Source organism: Pseudomonas sp. Pseusp15, assembly GCF_059492165.1.
This window is the reverse complement of the sequence record NZ_CP168523.1, coordinates 4,003,869-4,022,813: the sequence shown is the minus strand read 5'-3', so window position 1 is coordinate 4,022,813 and position 18,945 is coordinate 4,003,869. Positions and strand designations below refer to the sequence as shown.

Sequence of the window (18,945 nt, the reverse complement as noted above, 5' to 3'; positions counted from 1 at the left end):
TGCTCCCATGACCTTTCCGACGACCCTCGACGGCCTGTTCATCGATGGCCAATGGTCCGCTGGCAACGAACATCTGCGTGTGATCAACCCGGCGACCGAAGCCCTGCTGACCACCGTTAACGGCGGCGATGCTCACGCTGTCGATCAGGCCGTCACGGCTGCGGCCAACGCGTTCAAGCAATGGTCGAAAACCACCGGTGCCGAGCGCGGGGCGATCCTGCGCAGAATCGCCGCGGGCGTGCAGGCCGGGCGCGAACAGTTGATGAAGTTGCAGTCGAGCAACAACGGCAAACCGCTGTTCGAAGCGGCCATCGACGTCGACGACGTGATCGCCACCTTCGAGTATTACGCCGGTCTGGCTGAAGGCCTGGACGCGAAACAAGACAGTGTCGTGGCATTGCCGAGCGACGATTTCAGCGCCCGTTTGCGCCGCGAACCGTGCGGTGTGGTGGGGCTGATCGTGCCGTGGAATTTCCCGATGGTCACCACCGCCTGGAAACTCGCCCCGGCCCTGGCCGCCGGTTGCTGCGTGGTGCTCAAACCGTCTGAAGTGACGCCGCTGCCGGAGCTGGAACTGGCGACGATCATTGCCGAGGCCGGTGTGCCAAACGGTGTGTTCAACCTGGTCTGCGGCACCGGCCTTGCGGTCGGCGCACCGCTGTCGGCTGACCCGCGCATCGCCAAGATTTCCTTCACCGGCAGCAACGCGGTGGGCGTGCAGGTGATGCAGCGGGCGGCGGAAACCGTGAAAGGCGTGAGCCTGGAACTGGGCGGTAAATCCTCGCTGCTGGTGCTCGCCGATGCCGATATCGAACTGGCCGTGGAAGTGGCCTGTGGCGGCGGTTTCTTCAACGCCGGGCAGATGTGTTCCGCGACCAGCCGCGTGCTGGTCGCCGATGAACTGGCGGATGAATTTGTCGCGCGATTGAAGGCCCGTGCCGAAGCCATTCGCGTGGCCGACCCGTTCGACCCGAACGTGGAGATGGGCGCACTGGTCAACCAGGCGCAATACCAGCGGGTGCTGGGCCACATCGATCGCGGTTTGAGCGCTGGCGCGAAGCTGATCTGCGGCGGCAATCGCCCGGCGGACCTGTCGCGCGGATATTTTTTGCAGCCAACCGTTTTCATCGACGCGCCCCTCGAGAGTGCGTTGTGGTGCGAAGAGATTTTCGGTCCGGTGATTTGCGTGCGCAGTTTCAGCTCTGAAGCCGAGGCGATCGCCTTGGCCAACGACAGCCCGTTCGGTCTGGTCGCCAGTGTGGTCACGCGCGACAGCGAGGCCGCCGATCGGGTCGCCAGCGCTTTGCAGGCGGGGCTTGTGTGGATCAACGCGCCGCAAGTGATCTTCCCGCAGACCGCCTGGGGTGGCTACAAACAGAGCAGCATCGGCCGCGAATTGGGGCCGTGGGGTTTGCAGGCGTTCCAGGAAATCAAGCATGTGATTCGGGCCGTCTGACAGCACGAAAACAGTGAGCGCATGCCTCTTGATGAGGCATGCGCCAACGTCATGGCTTCAATGAGTTTTTATCGATAGTCAGGTGTTTTGCACGACCTCAGGATGAACCCGCCGGCACAGCTCAAGTCCTTTGAAACCGGGGACTTTAAGCCGATCTGGCCGCGCGGATGCAACGGTTGCGACCAACCTCATACTTAAAAAAACAAAGGGAGTCCTTCATGGGCAAGCATGATCTGAACAGACGTCAATTCATCAAAACCGTGGGTGTGGCGTCGGTAGCCGCGGCAGCCATGAGCATGCCGTTCATCCGGGCCAATGCCAGCGACACGCGCTTTGCGGGCAAGACCCTGCGCTTGCTGACCTGGTCCGATGACACGGGCCTTGCAGCATTGCGCAATATCGCGGCGACCTTCGAAGACAAGTACGGCTGCAAGGTCATCGCTGACCGCACCGGCAGTACCTCGGAAATGGTCGCCAAACTCAAGGCCGGCGGTGATCGTCCACAGTACGACATCATCACCCTGGCCGGCGTCGGCGCCGAAGGCCTGGCCGCCGCCAACCTGCTGGAAAAACCCGACCTCAACCGCATCCCCAACCTGGTGGACGTGCCGGAGAAATATCGCACCGGCGCCAATGGCCACGGTATCGGTTACCTGCTGTGGTGCAACAGCCTGGTCTACAGCACCCGTACCCAGAAAGAAGCCCCGGACAGCTACGCCGCGATGTGGGACGCCGACCTGGCGCCGAACATTTTCCTGCCGCCGCCGAACTGGACCGAGGCCATGGACCTGATCATCATCGCCGCCAAACTGGCCGGTGGTGACGAACACAACATCGAGCCGGGCTTCAAGAAACTCGCCGAGCTCAAGAGCCGCGTGGTGACCCTGGGTGAAAACCCGAACCAGATCGCCGAGCTGTTCCGCACCGGGTCGCTGGACATGGGCGGCTTGTACGCACCGGCGTTTTTCCCGAAACAGATCCGCGACCCGGCCTACGGTCTGGGCGCCACGTTCGGCATGAAGGAAGGTTTCTACACCGACCTGATGCTCTCGGTGATGCCGAAAAACCGTCCGGGCGATACCGACCTGGCCTACGCCTTCATCAACCACTCTCTGGACCCGCTGGTGCAGGGCAAGATGGCCGAAGACATCTACAACGGTCCGGTCAACGCCAAGGCGATCATCTCCGCCGAAGCCCGCAAGAGCCCGTACATCCTTACGCCGGAGCAGATTGCCGAGAAGGCGATCATGCACGACAACGCCTTCCTGGCCACCGTGCATGACCAATGGATTCGTCGTTACACGGAAATCTTTTCTTCCTGATTTCTGCGGTTTGAAGATTCATTGTGGCGAGGGAGCTTGCTCCCGCTCGGCTGCGTAGCAGCCGCAAAACCAGGCACCGCGTTCTATCTGAAAGGGCGCGGTGATTGATTGGGGTCGCTGCGCAACCCAGCGGGAGCAAGCTCCCTCGCCACAGGTTTTGCCGAATCTCAGTCTTGCTGCTTTCCATTGACGAGACCCTTGCTATGGAACACCAACCTCTGACCCATCCGGTAAGCGTCGCACCCACGCGCGCTAATCGGGGTGTCTCACCGACAGTGCGTGCGTGGTTTTTCCTCTCGCCGTCGATGCTGTTTCTCGGCGTGCTGATTGCCGCCAGCCTCCTGGTGCTGCGCATGAGCGTGGGCACCAAAGGTGCGGAGTGGTCCGGCTTCAGCCTGGCCAGTTACGCGCAATTGCTGGAACCGTACTACCTCAAATCCTTGCTGCTGACCCTGCGCCTGGCGCTGATCAGCGCGGTGATCGCGGTGCTGCTGGCGATCCCGGTGGCCTACACCATGTCGCGGCTGACCTCACCGTTCGTGCGGCGGATTTTCCTGGCGGCGGTGCTGTTGCCGTTGCTGGTCAACCTGTTACTGCAAAGCTATGGCTGGCTGGTGATTCTCGGCCCGGGCGGGATGCTCAATCAGGCGTTGATGGGCCTGGGCCTGATCAAGCGGCCGATCATGCTGCTGTACAACCAGAACGGCGTGTTGATGGGCCTGGTGCAAACCGCGTTCCCGTTGGCCGTGCTGCCGATTGCCAGTGCCATGCGCGGAGTCGCCCGCACTTACGAAGAAGCCGCTGCAACCTTGGGCGCCAGTCGCCTGCAGGTGTTTCGCCAAGTGGTGTTGCCGATGAGTTTTCCGGGGATCATCACCGGCGCGACGTTGGTGTTTGCCTACAACGCCAGCAGCTTCGTGGTGCCTTTGCTGCTCGGCGGTCGGCGCGTGCCGATGCTGGCGGTAATGGTCCATGACCAGATCGCCCCGCTGATGAATTGGCCCGCCGCGTCCGCTGCCGGCGTGGTACTGATCGTTACCACCCTGGCCATCATGACCTTGTCCGAATACATCACTGGCCGTCGTCGGCGCATGCTGGAGGCTTCCCAATGAGCACTTTGATCAAGAAGCGTCAGTCGTTGCTGCCGGGCGATACCGGCAAGTTCGCCGGCATCCTCTCGGGCTTCATTTTGCTGTTGGCGGTGCTGCCGATCCTGACCATGATCGTCATGTCATTCAGCGGCGCGTCGAACCTCGACTTTCCGCCCAGCAGCTACAGCCTGCAATGGTACAAGGCCGCCTGGCACACCTTCGTCTCACCGGATGCCAGCGACGTGCTGAGCCTGGGCAAAGCCATGAGCACCAGCCTGATGGTGGCCTGCCTGACCATGATCTTCGCCACGATCATCGCGGTGCCGGCGGCTTACGCGCTGACCCGTTGCGAGTTCCGTGGCAAGGCCGTGGCGCTGCAATTGATGTCGCTGCCACTGGTGTTCCCGATGGTGGTGTTGGGCCTGGCCTTGCTGCTGGTGTTCGACAGCCTGCCATTCCAGATCACCACCTCGCGGCTGGTGATTGCCCATGTGATTCTGGCGCTGCCGTTCGTGGTGAAAAACTGCACGGCAGCGATGCTCTCCATCGGCAGCGAAGTCGAAGAGGCCGCGCAAATGCTCGGCGCTTCACCGACTCGGGCGATTGTCGATGTGGTGGTGCCGTTGATGAAGTCGGGGATTCTGGCGGGCATGCTGCTGGCGTTCATCGTCTCGTTCAACGAATTCACCGTGACCTATTTCCTCTACACCATCGACGTCATGACCGTGCCGATCTGGATGTACAGCCGCACCGTGTCATCGCTCGACCCTACCGTTTTCTCGTTTGCCGTGCTGATCGTGCTGATCGACTTCGTGCTCATTTGGGCGCTGGAAAAGTTGGTTGGCGAAGGCGGCGTTTCGTTCTGATTTCTTGAGGTGATTCAAATGACTGGTCTGATTCTGGAAAACGTCGAGAAACATTACGGCTCGGCCTGCGCGGTAAAGGATGTAAACCTGCATTTGCCCGAGGGCAAACTGGTGTGTTTCCTCGGCCCGTCGGGCTGCGGTAAAACCACTTTGCTGCGGATGATCGCCGGGCTCGAAACCCTGACCGGCGGCGAGATTCGCCTGGACGGTGAAGACATCGGCCATACCCCTGCGCATCAGCGCAATTTCGGTATGGTGTTTCAATCCCTGGCGCTGTTCCCGCACATGACGGTGGGGGAGAACATTGCCTATCCGTTGAAACTGCGTGGGGTCAGCAAGGCCGATCAGCAGGCGCGGGTGGTGGAGTTGCTTGAGCTGATTCAACTGCAGGAAATGATTGATCGCCCAGTGGCAAAACTCTCCGGCGGTCAGCGTCAGCGCGTGGCGATTGCGAGGGCGATTGCTTCGCGGCCGAAAATCCTGCTGCTCGACGAACCGCTGTCGGCGCTGGACGCCAAGTTGCGCGAGTCGATGCAGGTGGAAATCCGTCAGCTGCAACAGCGCTTGAACATCACCACCATCATGGTCACCCACGACCAGCGCGAAGCCATGACCATGGCCGACATCGTGGTGGTGCTGGGTGAGCATCGGGTGCAGCAGGTGGGCACGCCGATTGAGATTTATCGGCACCCGGCCAATGAATTCGTCGCGGACTTCATCGGTTCGGGGAATATTTTCCCGGCCACGGCGTTGGGCAATGGCAAGGTCAGCCTGCCCGGCGGTGATGCGCTGCAAGTGCCGATCTGCAGCAGCATCGTGGTGGGGGAGAAGGTGAAAATGCTGATTCGCCCCGAAGACCTGCAATTGTCGCAACCCCAGGCGACGGCGGGGAATCGCTTGCTGGGTAAGGTGACGTTTGTGCGGGATATCGGCGCGACCATCGAAACCACCGTCGAATGTTCCGGGGTGTCGTTTACCGCGTTGAGCACGCCGTGTCAGGACGTTGGGTTGAGCATTGGCAATCCGGTGTCGGTGACCTTGCCGGCTGAGGCGTGCCGAGTACTGAGCGCCTGAACAAACACCGCCATCCTCGTAGGAGCGAGGCTTGCCCGCGAAGGCTATTTCATACTCAGCATTGATGCTGGCTGATACGACGCCTTCGCGGGCAAGCCTCGCTCCTACAGGGTATGAATCTGACTACACGGACAACCGCAACCGCGCCAAATCCCGCAGCGGCGGTGCCCCGAACAATCGGCTGTACTCGCGGCTGAACTGCGAAGGGCTTTCATACCCCACCCGATACCCCGCCGCCGACGCTTCCAGCCCTTCGGCCAGCATCAACCGCCGCGCTTCTTGCAGGCGCAACTGTTTCTGATACTGCAGCGGACTCATCGCCGTCATCGCCTTGAAGCGGTGATGCAGCGTCGACACGCTCAGGTTCACTTCCCGCGCCAGGTCGTCGATGCGCAGCGGTTGCTCATAATTGCCGTTGAGCCATTTGATCGCTTGGCTGATGCGATGGCTCTGGCTGTTGGCGATGGCAATCTCATACAGCCGATGTCCCTGCTGGCTGCGCAACAGCCGATACAGAATCTCCCGACGAATCAGCGGCGCCAGCATGGCGATGTCTTTCGGTGTGTCCAGCAAACGCGCCAGGCGCAGCACGGCGTCGAGCATGGCCGCGTCGATCCGCTCGACATACAGGCCTCGGCCCGTGGGCCGTGTGGGCAGGCCGATGGGGCCGGCGTCGGCAATCAGCGCGGTGATTTCCGCCGGGTCGATGTCCAGCCGCACCGCGAGGATCGGTTCTTCGGGCGAGGCATTCACCACCCGCCCGCTCAGGGGCATCGAGACCGATACCACCAGGTAATTCAGCGGGTCGTAATTGAAGTGTTCGTCCGCCAACCGAACTTCCTTGCGTCCCTGGGCCATGATGCACAGGGCCGGTTGGGCCAGCCCCGGGGCGAAATCATGGGATTTGCTGTGACGCGACATGAACAGCGAACCGACGGCGGTGGCATAGGAACCATCGTCCAGCGTGTTGCGACGGATGAGGTCGGCCAGTTCCGCGCGCTGTTTTTCCATGTCAGCGGGAAGCGGAGCCTGAAAGTGATCGAGCGACGACATGCAGGGAATCCTCCGTGAAGTGTTGGTCATGGGCCGAGCTTAAATTTGTGCAAGGGACAGCGGTAGACACATCCTGTCAAAAGCTTGCCTGATTCTGCGCGGGGTGAATACACGAGGCTGCCATAGCAGGGCAATGTGGATGAAACTTGCTTAAAAGTGGTGTGACAGCGGTGTGACAATACTTTGCGCGCTGTTACAGAGGCTTTTTGCAGTTGCGCAGGATTGTGCAATAAGCCGGCAGAAATCGACTAACGCTGACTGTGATGCGCCGCCTAATCTTGGATCCTGTCGCAGCCCGTCCCACGGCTGCCACTCGACTCCCTGGGAGGGTTGAACATGTCTACGCAGATCCCCGTCAGTCATATGGCCTTCGTTCGCGCCCGCGCCGGGCGTTCGGCAGAACTCGGTGCGCGCCTGAGCGCCCTGATCGAACCGTCGCGCAACGCGCCGGGTTGCCTGAGCTTCGCCCTGCAGCACTCGCAATGTGATCCCGAGCTGTGGCTGGTGTCCGGTTTCTGGGCCAGCCAACAGGCGATGACCGCTTACTTCGGCAGCCCGGCGATGCAGATTTTTACCGAGCTGGTGCAGGAAATGGTGGTCAACAGCCTGGATTTCCATACTTTCAAGGATGTCTCGGCGACCCAGGCCCTCGGCCAGTCCCAGGCAGCGGTACACAAACTGGCCGGTTGAGGGTTTAATGGCGCAACTCTCCATTAGCCAGGATCCGCGACATGGCACGTAAAGCTTTTGAACACTTCGAAGCCGTTTCAGCAGTAGTACCGAGCGAGGGCGGTTACCACGCCGCGATTGCCGTCAAAGCCCTCGGTGGTTCCGGTGCCCCGGTTTTTCACAAAGTGCTGGAAGGCCAGACGTTCAAGACCGCTCATGAAGCCGACGAGGCCGCGGCCAAAGAGCTGACCCACCTCAAAGACGTCAAACAAGACGCCGACCTGCTCTGGTAATCACTTGACCGCCCCCGGGCGGAACATCTTGAACAGTGCCTCTGGCCCCAGCTGAAAATAATCCGCTGGCCCGCCGCCGCGCAGAATCGGTTCTGCCGCGGCGGTGTCGTACACCCCATCCTTCAACAGCCATTTGGCGATGTGCACGGCGACCACTTCGCCGAGAATCAGCCAGCTCGGCACCACTTCCTTGTTGGCGCGCTGCAACTGAATGATCTGCGTGACCTTGCACTCGAAGGACACTGGGCTTTCGGCGACCCGTGGCACCTGAATGATCTTCGACGCGGCGGTGGTCAGCCCGGACAGTTCGAACTCGTTGACTTCCGGCCCGACCATGGCGCAGCTCTGGTTCATCTGCTCGGCCAGCGGACGCGTCGCCAGGTTCCAGGCGAACTCGCCGGTCTGCTCGATGTTGTTCAGGCTGTCTTTGCGCCCGACACTGGAAAACCCGATGATCGGCGGGATGTAGTTGAAGGCGTTGAAGAAGCTGTAGGGCGCCAGGTTCAGGCGACCGTTGGCGTCCTGGGAGGAAATCCAGCCAATGGGACGCGGGCCGACGATGGCGTTGAACGGATCATGGGGCAGGCCATGGCCGTTGGCGGGTTCGTAGAAGTGGATATCGTCGGGCATGGAGTGAGTTCCTGAGGGCGTTCGGGAGGTGAGCATGGTGCAAGGGCCAGCGGCAGATTTCAATCAGTGGGAGTGGGGCTTCTGTGGCGATCACCGGGTTTTGCTTTCCCCAGAAATGACTAAGCCCGGCCAGAGCCGGGCTGTGTGGTGCGTACAGGGATCAGTTGGTACGGGCAGCGTCGGTGCGATCGACGCTGTCGGTAGCGACTTTGGCCGCGTCGGTGCGGCTGTCGTCAGCGGTGTTGCTTTGCGCAGTGAAGACGGCGGAACCGGTGCGGTCGTAACCATCGGCGGCGAAGGTATTGGCCGCCAGCACAGAGAGGGTCAGGGCAAGCATCAGTTTGGTTTTCATGGGTAACTCCAGTTTGCACATTGCAATGAATTGATCGACGGGGGGCAGGATGCGTACTGGGCATTAACCAGCGATTAATCGGGCTCTCTTGTCTGCGTGACAGAATTTTCATCCTGCACTTACCTATTTTTCACCGCTCCACCGCCAGTCTGCGCACCGGTCAATAACCCGAAGAAACGACTGCCACGAACTGGAGCTTGCCTTGAATGAATAAACTTCCTCAGATCACCCTGGCGTTCTGGGTCATGAAAATCTGCGCAACGACCCTGGGTGAAACCGCGGGGGATTTGTTATCGATGACCCTTAATGTCGGTTACGCCATCAGCTCGCTGATCCTGATCAGCGTCTTTGTGCTGACGCTGGTCACGCAGTTGATGTCCAAAACTTACAAGCCGGTGCTGTACTGGATCGTGATTCTGTCGACCAGCACCGCTGGCACCACCATGTCCGACTTCATGGACCGCACCCTTGAATTGGGCTACGCCACGGGTTCGATGATCCTGATTGCGATTCTGCTGGGGATATTCGCGGCCTGGCGCTTGAGCGGCGATTCGCTGAACGTCACCAAGGTCCAGACCTTCCGGGGCGAGATGTTCTATTGGATGGCGATTCTGTTTTCCAACACCCTGGGCACGGCGCTTGGCGATTACCTGGCCGACGACTCGGGCCTGGGTTTTGCCGGCGGCGCACTGTTGATCGGTTCGACCATTGCGCTGGTGGTGCTGTTGAAATACTTCACGAAGATTTCGTCGGTGCTGCTGTTCTGGGTGGCGTTCGTGTTGACGCGGCCATTCGGCGCAACCTTGGGCGACTTCCTGACCAAACCCCATGCAAAGGGTGGCCTGGATTTCGGCACCATCGGTTCGTCGCTGGTGTTGGCGGGGGTTCTGGTGGTGATGATTGCGGGGGCGTCTTACGTGCAGGGCAAGTACGCGAAGCAGACGGCGGCCGAGTTGACTTGAGACTGAGTCGTCCTCTTCACGGGCTTGCCTGCGAAGAGGACGGTACAGCCACTATCAATATTGCTGTCAGTCGGTCTCGATCCGCGAATGCTTGCGGGTGTCTTTCATGGTCACGTACACCAGCAACGACACCGCGATGCACGCCGTGACATACCAGTAGTAACCGGTTTCCATGCCGATGCTCTTGAACCACAGGGCGATGTATTCAGCGGTGCCGCCGAAGATCGACACGGTCAGTGCGTACGGCAGGCCGACGCCCAGGGCGCGGATTTCGGTCGGGAACAATTCGGCTTTGACCACCGCGTTGATCGAGGTGTAGCCGCTGACGATGATCAGCGCCGCCATGATCAGGAAGAACGCGCCCCACCAGCTCTGGATGGTGTGCAGGGTGGTCAGGATCGGTACGGTGAACAGCGTCCCGAGAATACCGAAGGCAATCAGGATCGGCCGACGACCGACTTTATCCGACAGCCCGCCGATGATCGGTTGCAGGCACATGAACAGAAACAGCGTGGCCGCGGAAATCGTGGTGGAGTCGGAAATGCTCATGCCGACGGTGTTCACCAGGTATTTCTGCATGTACGTGGTGTAAGTGTAGAACGCCAGCGTGCCGCCCATGGTCAGGCCGACCACGGTCATCAGTTCCTTGGGATGGCGCAGCAAGGTGCGCATTGCGCTTTCTCGGGCTTTCTCTTTCTTGGTGAACGACTCGGTTTCTTCCATGCCGCGACGCAGGTACAGCGCGACCACGGCACACAACGCGCCGATGGCGAACGGAATGCGCCAGCCCCAGGCGTACAGCTCTTCGGTGGTCAGGAAGTTTTGCAGCACGATCAGCACACCCAGGGCGATGAGCTGGCCGGAGATCAGCGTCACGTATTGGAAACTGGAGTAGAAGCCGCGACGTTCCTTGGTCGCCATCTCGCTGAGGTACGTCGCCGAGGTGCCGTACTCACCCCCCACCGACAAACCTTGTAGCAGGCGGGCGAACACCAGCAGGATCGGCGCGCCGATACCGATGGTTTCATAGCCCGGGCTCAGGGCGATCAGCAGCGAGCCGAAGCACATCAGGTAGACCGACGCCATGAGCGCGGCTTTACGGCCGGCCTTGTCAGCGTAGAGGCCCATCAGCCAACCGCCGATCGGGCGCATCAAAAAGCCCACGGCGAAGATTGCGGCGGTGTTGAGCAGTTGGGCGGTGGTGTCGCCTTTGGGGAAGAAGACTTTGGCGAAGTACAGGGAGAAGGCGGCGTAGACGTACCAGTCATACCACTCGACCATGTTGCCGACAGAGCCGCTGAAGATCGATTTGATCCGGCTGGCGGTGCTTCTTTCTTTAGCCGGCACGGCAGCCGACCCAAGGGGCAGGGCGTTGGAGTTATCCATTGAAGGATCCTTCGTTTAATTGTTTTTGTGGAGCGCGTGTAAACGCAGCCTGCAGGGGCTATAGCAGGAGCTGTGCCAAGGAGAGGAGGGCCGGTTTAGAGGGGGTGAGAGGTTTTGTTGAGCGGATAGTCGCTCAAGGTATGCGTAAGTATGAGCGGATTTCCGCCGATCACTTGTGGCGAGGGGGCTTGCCCCCGTTGGAGTGCGAAGCGCTCCCCGGCATTTTTTCAGGTACACCACATTTGCAGATTTTACGACTGCTTCGCAGCCGAACGGGGCGATGCGGCGTTCCGACAAGCCCCCTCGCCACAGGTCATGTGTCGGATATGAACATCTCCCGGCTCAACCCATGGCGCTGCATCTTTTCATTGAAGGTACGGCGCGGCAGTTGCAGTTCTTCAAGCACCGCTTTCACATCGCCCTTATGCCGGGTCAGCGCCGCGCGCAAGCAATGCGCTTCGAAGGCTTCCTGCTGCGCCGCCAGTGACTGGCCGGGATCGATCCCCACCGGTTCCGGTTCGCCGAGGCCCAGCACCTGGCGCTCGGCGACGTTCGCCAGTTCGCGTACATTGCCCGGCCAGTCGTGGCTCAGCAGATGGCTCAATTGCGGCCCGCTCAACGGTGGAAAGGTACGGCCAAGGCGTTCGGCGGCACTCTGGGCGAAGAACTCGAACAGCAGTGGAATGTCTTCACGCCGATCACGCAACGGCGGCAGCCGCAGCTCGGCGACGTTCAAGCGATACGCCAGGTCCTCGCGAAAACGCCCGGCCCGGGCTTCATCCAGCAAGTCGGGTTTGGTCGCGGCGATGATCCGCAAATCCACGTGGATACTCTGATTGGAGCCCAATCGCTCGAGCTTCTGCTCCTGCAACACCCGCAGCAGTTTCACCTGCTGCGCCAGCGGCATGCTTTCGATTTCATCGAGAAACAGTGTGCCGCCGTCGGCGTATTCGAGCTTGCCGATGCGTTTGCCCTGGGCGCCGGTGAACGCGCCGCTCTCATGGCCGAACAGTTCGGCCTCGAACAACTGCTCGGGAATCGCCGCGCAGTTCAAGGCGACGAAGGGCTTGTCGGCGCGGGGACCGAAGTCGTGCAGGCAGCGGGCAACCAGTTCCTTGCCGCTGCCGGTTTCGCCACGGATCAGCACATTGACCGGCAGCGTCGCCAGATCCAGCACTTGCCGGCGCAGCGTCTGCAAACCACGGGACACTCCCAGCAGGGTGGCATCGAGTTTGGCGCGATTGTCGGCCTGCTCGTGCAGGGCACGGTTTTCCAGCACCAGCCGGCGCTTGTCCAGCGCCCGACGCAGGCTGCTCAGCAGGGTTTCCGGGCTGAAGGGTTTTTCGAGGAAATCGTAGGCGCCATCGCGCATCGCTTCGACGGCCATCGGCACATCGCCGTGACCGGTCAGCAAGATCACCGGTAAATCGGCGTCGCGGCGCTGCACTTCGGCCAGCAGTTCCAGCCCGCTCATGCCGGGCATGCGCACATCGCTGAGAATCACCCCAGGGAAGTGTTTCGGCAGTTGCGCCAGGCACTCATCGGCGCGGCTGAACAGCTGCACCTCGAACCCCGACAGGCTCAGCCACTGTTCGACGGCGCTGCGGATGCTGCTTTCGTCATCGACCACCATCACCGAATTGAGCATCAGGCAGCTACCTCCAGATCAATGGGCAACGTCAGGCTGAACACCGCGCCTTTTTCGCCATTATCGGCGCTCAGGCGTCCGCCCGCTTCGTGGACGATGGCAAAGGACACGGCCAGCCCCAAGCCCAGGCCATCACCCACCGGCTTAGTGGTAAAGAATGGATCGAACACCTGGCTCAAGTGTTCTTCGGCAATGCCGCCGCCATTGTCGATCACACTCAGGCGCCATAGCTGTTCATCGGCTTCGAGGCGGATTTCCAGACGCTTGCAGGGTTTGCCCTGCATGGCGTCCAGGGCGTTGCGCAGCAGGTTGATCAGCACCTGTTCCAGACGAATCGCATCGCCACGCACCCAGGCCGGACGGGTCAGATGCAGCACCAGGCTGACCTGTTCATCGCGCAGGCGCGCGTCGAGCAATTGCAGGGCCTGATCCACCACCGCCGCCAGATCCAGCCGTTCGCGCAAACCGCTGGGGCTTTTGCGCGCGAAGGTTTTCAGGTGGCCGGTGAGGGCAGCCATGCGCGTGAGCATGTCGTCCACCGGTTTGAGCGCCTTGTAGGCGTCGTCGACCCGGCCGTGATCGAGTAGCAACCTCAGCGTAGCAAGCTGCATGCGCTGGGCGGTCAGGGGCTGATTGATTTCATGGGCCAGCGCTGCGGACATCTGCCCCAGCGCCGCGAGTTTGGCCGATTGCACCAGTCCGTCCTGAGCGGTGCGCAGGTCACGGGTGCGTTCTTCCACCAGTTGTTCGAGTTCTTCGCGGCTGCGTTGGCGCATTTTGGCCAGTCGCCAGCGTTGATTAAGGAACAGCAACAGAAACACCAGCGCCAGCCACAACCCGGCAGCGGCGAGCGCGGCGTTACGGATGTCTTCGAAGGCGACTTGTGGGCGGCGCAGCAGGTGCAAGGTCCAGCCTTCAGTGGTCAGCGGTAGCGATTCCCACAAGTAGTTTTCCGTGCCGTCAGGACCGACGACGCGCGCCAGATCACTGTTGTCGTCAAAGCGCTGCAGCGATTGGTAATCCAGCGGTGTCAGCGGTTGTTTGTCGTATTGGCGGGTGGCCTTGAGCTCGGTGTGATCGCTGTCGTTCAACGGTTTCAACAGGCGATAGCGCCAGCCCGGCTGGTTGGCAATGAAGATGATCCCGCGTGCATCGCTGACCAGCAACGTGTCGCTGCCCTGACGCCATTCGCGCTCCAGCTCCGGGAATTCCAGTTTCACCACCATGGCGCCGAGGAACTCGCCGCTGTCGCGGGTCACCGCGCTGGAGAGAAAGTAACCGGGAATGCCACTGGTGACGCCTACCGCATAAAAGCGCCCGGCGCCCTGGGTGCGGGTCTGGCTGAAGTAAGGGCGAAAACCGTAGTTGTGGCCGACGTAACTGCTGGGCAAACGCCAATTGCTGGCGGCCACGGCCAGGCCGGTGCGGTCGAGCAGTTCCAGGGTCGAGGACTGCGCGGCACCGTTGATTTTTTCCAGTTTGCGGTTCAGTGCGTCCTGCTGCTCAGGCGTTACCGGGCCATCGAGCGCGGCGCGCAACTCCGGGTCCAGCGCCAGCACGGCGGGCAGGGCGCGGTAGCGGTCGATCAGGGTATGCAGGGAATTGGCGTACAGCGCCAGTTGCTGGTTGGCGCGGGCGGCGTCTTCTTCCAGCGCCTGGCGTTCGGCGTGGCGGATGGCCAGGGTGGCGGCGAGGACGGCACCGGCGACGATCAGCAGGGAGTACAACGACAGACGCAGGGTACGGGAGGTCGGCAGCATGCTGGCGCAAACAGAGAGTAAGTCGGGCGGGCACCATACCATGCAGGTGATCGGCTCGGCGTCCTGTTCGCGCACTCACCGATCGTTCGGGCGACTGACAGGCTTGAGAGTTGCCAAAGTACCAGGTTTTTCTATCGCGAACGGTTTGGACACTGGATAAAAAAAACGGCCGGGTCATCCATAACGATGAGCCGGCCGTACGGGCAGACTGAAGCGCTTACTGCACTTCCACCGCCAGGCTTTCGCTGATCTTCTGCTGCCAGATCGCAGGGCCAGTGATGTGTACCGACTCACCCTTGCTGTCCACCGCAACGGTGACCGGCATGTCTTTCACGTCGAACTCGTAGATCGCTTCCATCCCCAGTTCGGCGAACGCCACCACGCGGGATTTCTTGATCGCTTGCGCCACCAGGTAAGCCGCGCCGCCGACTGCCATCAGGTAAACGGCTTTGTGGTCCTTGATCGCTTCGATTGCGGTCGGGCCGCGCTCGGATTTGCCGATCATGCCCAACAGGCCGGTTTGCTCGAGGATCTGACGGGTGAACTTGTCCATCCGCGTAGCGGTAGTCGGGCCAGCCGGGCCAACCACTTCTTCGCGCACCGGATCAACCGGGCCGACGTAGTAGATGAAGCGACCTTTCAGGTCCACCGGCAGGGTTTCACCCTTGTTCAGCATCTCGACCATGCGCTTGTGCGCGGCGTCGCGACCGGTGAGCATCTTGCCGTTGAGCAGGACGGTTTCGCCCGGCTTCCAGCTCTGCACTTCTTCCGGCGTCAGGGTGTCGAGGTTGACGCGACGGGCCGACGGGCCGGCTTCCCAGACGATTTCCGGGTAGGCGTCCAGCGGTGGCGCTTCCAGCGAGGCCGGGCCGGAACCGTCGAGCACGAAGTGCGCGTGACGGGTGGCGGCGCAGTTCGGGATCATGCACACCGGCAGGGAGGCGGCGTGGGTCGGGTAATCCATGATCTTCACGTCGAGCACGGTGGTCAGACCGCCCAGGCCCTGGGCACCGATGCCCAGTTGGTTGACCTTCTCGAACAGCTCCAGGCGCATCTCTTCGATACGGTTCTGCGGGCCGCGTGCTTTAAGCTCGTGAATGTCGATGGATTCCATCAACACTTCCTTGGCCATCACGGCGGCTTTCTCGGCGGTGCCGCCGATGCCGATGCCGAGCATGCCCGGTGGGCACCAGCCGGCGCCCATGGTCGGAACGGTTTTCAAAACCCAGTCGACGATCGAGTCGGACGGGTTGAGCATGGCCATTTTCGACTTGTTCTCGGAACCGCCGCCCTTGGCCGCCACGTCCACTTCCACGGTGTTACCCGGAACGATGGAGTAGTGGATAACGGCCGGGGTGTTGTCCTTGGTGTTTTTACGAGCGCCCGCCGGGTCGGCGAGGATCGAGGCACGCAGGACGTTTTCCGGCAGGTTGTAAGCCCGGCGCACGCCTTCGTTGATCATGTCGTCCAGGCCCATGGTGGCGCCATCCCAACGTACGTCCATGCCTACGCGCACGAACACGGTGACGATGCCGGTGTCCTGGCAGATCGGGCGGTGGCCGGTGGCGCACATGCGCGAGTTGATCAGGATTTGCGCGATGGAATCGCGGGCTGCCGGCGATTCTTCACGCAGGTAGGCCTCGTGCATCGCCTGGATGAAATCCACGGGGTGGTAGTAAGAAATGAATTGCAGTGCGTCAGCAACGCTCTGAATCAGGTCGTCTTGCTTGATCACGGTCATCGAGTCGCGCTCCTCTAAAAGACGGGAACATTCAATAAGGTGCCTGCGGCTTGGGTGCATCGGTCGGTCGCAGACACCTTTCAAGGCACGCCGGGCATGCTGGCGCGACGCTAAAAAGGCGCGGCAGTATACCGCGCATCAAAGGCGGGTACATCTGTTGACAGTCAAACGTTGGTCGCATACATCGCCGGTGCGGATCGCCACGAATCCTGATATAGCCGCACAACGCGAACCTGTAGCAGCTGCCGAAGGCTTCGTTCGGCTGCGAAGCAGTCGCAATATCAGAGATTTGCGGTATGTCAGGCAGACCGTGTCAGCCGGATTCACGACTGCTTCGCAGCCGAACGCAGCCTCGCAAGCTCGACAGCTGCTACAGCGAACGCAGTCTTCGGCAGCTGCTACCTGGAATGCAGCAAGGCTCGACTCACAGGAAGCGGGTCATGGGTTTGACGCCAGATTTTCGCCACAAAAATTGAATGGTCATTTATCAGACTCGCCACTAAAGTGGCATCCGGCCTGTAGAGTAGGACACTCTGACAGCCTCCTTTCGCACGGTGAATCAACGATTGACCCATAACGCCATCCAGCGGCTTTTGCTCAAACGCTTTGCCCTTGCGGCCGGCACTTATGCCCTGGCCTTGCTGCTGGTGTGGCTGGCGTTTTTCACCGGCCATTACAACGACTCCCTTGCTGGCATGGTGATCGGCAGCGTGTTGACGGTGTTCAGTCAGGCCGTGTTGTTCGCGGTGTTTTACAGCGGCACGAACCTGCGGTGTTCCGACCCCAGCCTGACCGAAGTGCAAATTCTGCTGGGGCTGGGTTGGCAATCCTGGCTGATCGCCCATCTGGACGAGGCGCGCGGTGCGTTTCTGGTGTTTTACCTGCTGATCCTGTTGTTCGGGCTGTTTCATCTGTCGCGTATTGCTTTTGTGCGTTGCGCGTTGCTGGTGTTTTTCAGTTTCAGCGCCATCACGTTATGGGAGCTCTACCACTTCGAGCTGCACGACCCGACGCAGTCCCTGTTGCAGGTGTGCGTGCTGTTTGTGGTACTCGGCTGGCTGGTGCTCTATGCCCGTTACGTCCAGGTGTCGCGCCAGCGTATGCGGCAGCGGCGGTTCGCCTTGCAGGCGCATCAAGACACCCTGCGCGGGATGATGCGCCAGCTCGAAGGCCTGGTGGCGACCGACGAACTCACCGGGCTGTTCAACCGCCGGCATTTCCTGCGCCTGGCCTCCCGCGAGTTGAATGCCATGGAAGTCGGTGTGGTGCATGGCCTGGCGCTGATCGACCTCGACCACTTCAAACGCATCAACGATGTTCACGGCCACGCCGCCGGTGATCAGGTGCTGCAAGCGTTCGCCGGAGTGGCCACGGCCTGCCTGCGCGATGGCGATATTCTGGCCCGTTACGGCGGTGAAGAATTCGTGGTGCTGTTGCCCGATTGCGATGCCGAGCGCCTGACGGCCTGTTGCGAGCGCTTGCGCATAGCCTTCATGGATGTCGAATTGGTCGGCCTGGAGATCGCCCATCTCAGCCTGTCGGCGGGCATGACCTTGTTGGAACTGGGCCACGATCTGGATCACGCCTTGCACCGCGCCGATCAGGCGCTGTACCGCGCCAAGCGTGACGGCCGTAACCGTTGCGCGGCCGCCTGGGAGAATGTCGATGCCTGAGTTACGGGTCGGCGAACGCCAATGGGCAGTGGCGGCGGGCAGTAACCTGCTCGATGCCCTCAATCAAAACGGCGTGCCGGTGCCCTATAGCTGCCGCGCCGGCAGTTGCCACGCGTGCCTGGTCAAATGTGTCGAGGGCCTGCCCAGCGACAGCCGTCCCGATGCCTTGAGCAATGAACAGCGCCAACAGGGTTGGCGGTTGGCCTGTCAGTGCCAGGTGGTTGACGATCTGCAAGTCGAAACCTTTGACCCGTTGCGCGATGGTCTTGCCGCGCAAGTGGTCGCCAGCGATTGGCTGAGCGCCAGCGTATTGCGCTTGCGCCTGACCAGCGAGCGCCCGTTGCGCTATCAGGCGGGGCAGCATCTGGTGTTGTGGGCGGGGCAGGTGGCGCGGCCATATTCCCTGGCCAGCCTGCCGGAAGAAGACCGCTTTCTGGAATTCCACCTCGATTGCCGTCAACCGGGGGAGTTCAGTGACGCGGCGCGTCGCTTGAGAATCGGCGATCCGATCCGCCTCGGCGAGTTGCGCGGCGGGGCGCTGCATTACGATCCGGACTGGCACACCCGACCGCTGTGGTTGCTGGCGGCTGGCACCGGTCTGGGGCCGCTGTTCGGCATCTTGCGCGAAGCGTTGCGTCAGCATCACCAGGGCGCCATCCGCGTCATTCACCTGGCCCATGATGCCAGTGAGCATTATCTGGCCAAACCCCTGCAAGCCATGGCCGAGGGCCGTGAAAACCTTAATGTCGAGCTGTGGACGGCGGCCGAGTTGCCCGCGGCTTTGGCGCAACTGCGCCTTGTTTCCCGGCAAACCCTGGCCTTAGTCTGCGGAGCACCCGACAGCGTCGACGCCTTTGCCCGGCGCCTGTACCTGGCGGGTTTGCCGCGCAATCAACTGCTGGCGGATGTCTTTGTCCCCCATGGTTGAGCGCTGATTGCTGTGGCGAGGGGGCTCGCCCCCGTTGGGCT

At 61.2% G+C, this 18,945-nt stretch carries 17 protein-coding genes; 10 read left to right on the top strand and 7 right to left on the bottom strand.

Features of this window, described 5'->3' with window-relative positions:
- Positions 1-7: 7 nt before the first annotated feature.
- The 5 genes from ACEN8R_RS18310 (at position 8) to ACEN8R_RS18290 (ending at position 5,809) form a co-directional block, all read left to right on the top strand.
- On the top strand, positions 8-1,456 hold the full coding sequence (locus ACEN8R_RS18310) for an aldehyde dehydrogenase family protein (protein ID WP_258613201.1): 1,449 nt from the start codon (positions 8-10) through the stop codon (positions 1,454-1,456).
- 218 nt (positions 1,457-1,674) lie between these two features.
- A complete protein-coding gene (locus tag ACEN8R_RS18305; protein ID WP_019651395.1) occupies positions 1,675-2,778 on the top strand; it encodes an extracellular solute-binding protein in 1,104 nt (367 codons plus the stop codon).
- Positions 2,779-2,981: 203 nt separating this feature from the next.
- A complete protein-coding gene (locus tag ACEN8R_RS18300) occupies positions 2,982-3,890 on the top strand; it encodes an ABC transporter permease (protein WP_019581522.1) in 909 nt (302 codons plus the stop codon).
- Positions 3,887-4,735 carry an ABC transporter permease gene (locus tag ACEN8R_RS18295; protein WP_258613202.1) on the top strand — a complete coding sequence of 283 codons (849 nt, stop codon included), beginning with the start codon at positions 3,887-3,889 and terminating at the stop codon, positions 4,733-4,735. The genes ACEN8R_RS18300 and ACEN8R_RS18295 overlap by 4 nt, the downstream gene beginning before the upstream one ends.
- Positions 4,736-4,753: 18 nt before the next feature.
- The gene (locus ACEN8R_RS18290) at positions 4,754-5,809 is read left to right on the top strand and encodes an ABC transporter ATP-binding protein (protein ID WP_018926556.1); all 1,056 of its coding nucleotides are present in this window, start codon (positions 4,754-4,756) and stop codon (positions 5,807-5,809) included.
- A gap of 123 nt (positions 5,810-5,932) precedes the next feature.
- Here the strand turns inward: ACEN8R_RS18290 and ACEN8R_RS18285 are convergent, their stop codons facing one another.
- Positions 5,933-6,862 (bottom strand): AraC family transcriptional regulator, encoded by a 930-nt coding sequence (locus tag ACEN8R_RS18285; RefSeq protein WP_258613203.1) that lies wholly within the window; start codon positions 6,860-6,862, stop codon positions 5,933-5,935.
- Between the two features lie 336 nt (positions 6,863-7,198).
- Between ACEN8R_RS18285 and ACEN8R_RS18280 the strand changes: the two genes are divergently transcribed.
- Both ACEN8R_RS18280 and ACEN8R_RS18275 read left to right on the top strand, forming a co-directional pair.
- A complete protein-coding gene (locus ACEN8R_RS18280; protein WP_258613204.1) occupies positions 7,199-7,552 on the top strand; it encodes an antibiotic biosynthesis monooxygenase family protein in 354 nt (117 codons plus the stop codon).
- 41 nt (positions 7,553-7,593) lie between these two features.
- Complete coding sequence (locus ACEN8R_RS18275) at positions 7,594-7,824, top strand: hypothetical protein (RefSeq protein WP_018926553.1); 231 nt, start codon at positions 7,594-7,596, stop codon at positions 7,822-7,824.
- On the opposite strand, the gene ACEN8R_RS18270 is transcribed toward ACEN8R_RS18275, so the two are convergent.
- Together ACEN8R_RS18270 and ACEN8R_RS18265 are read right to left on the bottom strand one after the other, a co-directional pair.
- Positions 7,825-8,454, bottom strand: coding sequence for a flavin reductase family protein (locus ACEN8R_RS18270; protein ID WP_018926552.1), 630 nt, complete (start codon positions 8,452-8,454; stop codon positions 7,825-7,827). It lies immediately after the preceding gene.
- A 160-nt stretch (positions 8,455-8,614) separates the two neighbouring features.
- On the bottom strand, positions 8,615-8,806 hold the full coding sequence (locus tag ACEN8R_RS18265; protein ID WP_018926551.1) for a hypothetical protein: 192 nt from the start codon (positions 8,804-8,806) through the stop codon (positions 8,615-8,617).
- A 206-nt stretch (positions 8,807-9,012) separates the two neighbouring features.
- Between ACEN8R_RS18265 and ACEN8R_RS18260 the strand changes: the two genes are divergently transcribed.
- Positions 9,013-9,768 (top strand): COG4705 family protein, encoded by a 756-nt coding sequence (locus ACEN8R_RS18260; RefSeq protein ID WP_018926550.1) that lies wholly within the window; start codon positions 9,013-9,015, stop codon positions 9,766-9,768.
- 66 nt (positions 9,769-9,834) lie between these two features.
- Here ACEN8R_RS18260 and ACEN8R_RS18255 read toward each other — a convergent pair whose 3' ends face one another.
- The 4 genes from ACEN8R_RS18255 to ACEN8R_RS18240 all read right to left on the bottom strand — a co-directional run bounded on the left by ACEN8R_RS18255 (position 9,835) and on the right by ACEN8R_RS18240 (position 16,303).
- The gene (locus ACEN8R_RS18255; RefSeq protein ID WP_018926549.1) at positions 9,835-11,154 is read right to left on the bottom strand and encodes an MFS transporter; all 1,320 of its coding nucleotides are present in this window, start codon (positions 11,152-11,154) and stop codon (positions 9,835-9,837) included.
- A 313-nt stretch (positions 11,155-11,467) separates the two neighbouring features.
- A complete protein-coding gene (locus ACEN8R_RS18250) occupies positions 11,468-12,802 on the bottom strand; it encodes a sigma-54-dependent transcriptional regulator (protein ID WP_018926548.1) in 1,335 nt (444 codons plus the stop codon).
- Positions 12,802-14,562, bottom strand: a complete 1,761-nt coding sequence (locus ACEN8R_RS18245; RefSeq protein WP_086944484.1) for a sensor histidine kinase — start codon at positions 14,560-14,562, stop codon at positions 12,802-12,804. The genes ACEN8R_RS18250 and ACEN8R_RS18245 overlap by 1 nt, the downstream gene beginning before the upstream one ends.
- Before the next feature lie 217 nt (positions 14,563-14,779).
- Entirely contained in the window at positions 14,780-16,303 is a 1,524-nt protein-coding gene (locus ACEN8R_RS18240; RefSeq protein ID WP_007938826.1) for a fumarate hydratase, read from the bottom strand.
- Positions 16,304-16,869: 566 nt separating this feature from the next.
- On the opposite strand from ACEN8R_RS18240, the gene ACEN8R_RS18235 reads away from it, so the two are divergent.
- Together ACEN8R_RS18235 and ACEN8R_RS18230 are read left to right on the top strand one after the other, a co-directional pair.
- Positions 16,870-17,976: a GGDEF domain-containing protein gene (locus tag ACEN8R_RS18235; RefSeq protein ID WP_026286454.1), complete on the top strand. Its 1,107-nt coding sequence runs from the start codon at positions 16,870-16,872 to the stop codon at positions 17,974-17,976.
- The gene (locus ACEN8R_RS18230) at positions 17,969-18,904 is read left to right on the top strand and encodes an iron-sulfur-binding ferredoxin reductase (RefSeq protein WP_258613206.1); all 936 of its coding nucleotides are present in this window, start codon (positions 17,969-17,971) and stop codon (positions 18,902-18,904) included. Before ACEN8R_RS18235 ends, ACEN8R_RS18230 begins: the two co-directional genes overlap by 8 nt.
- Positions 18,905-18,945 lie beyond the last annotated feature (41 nt).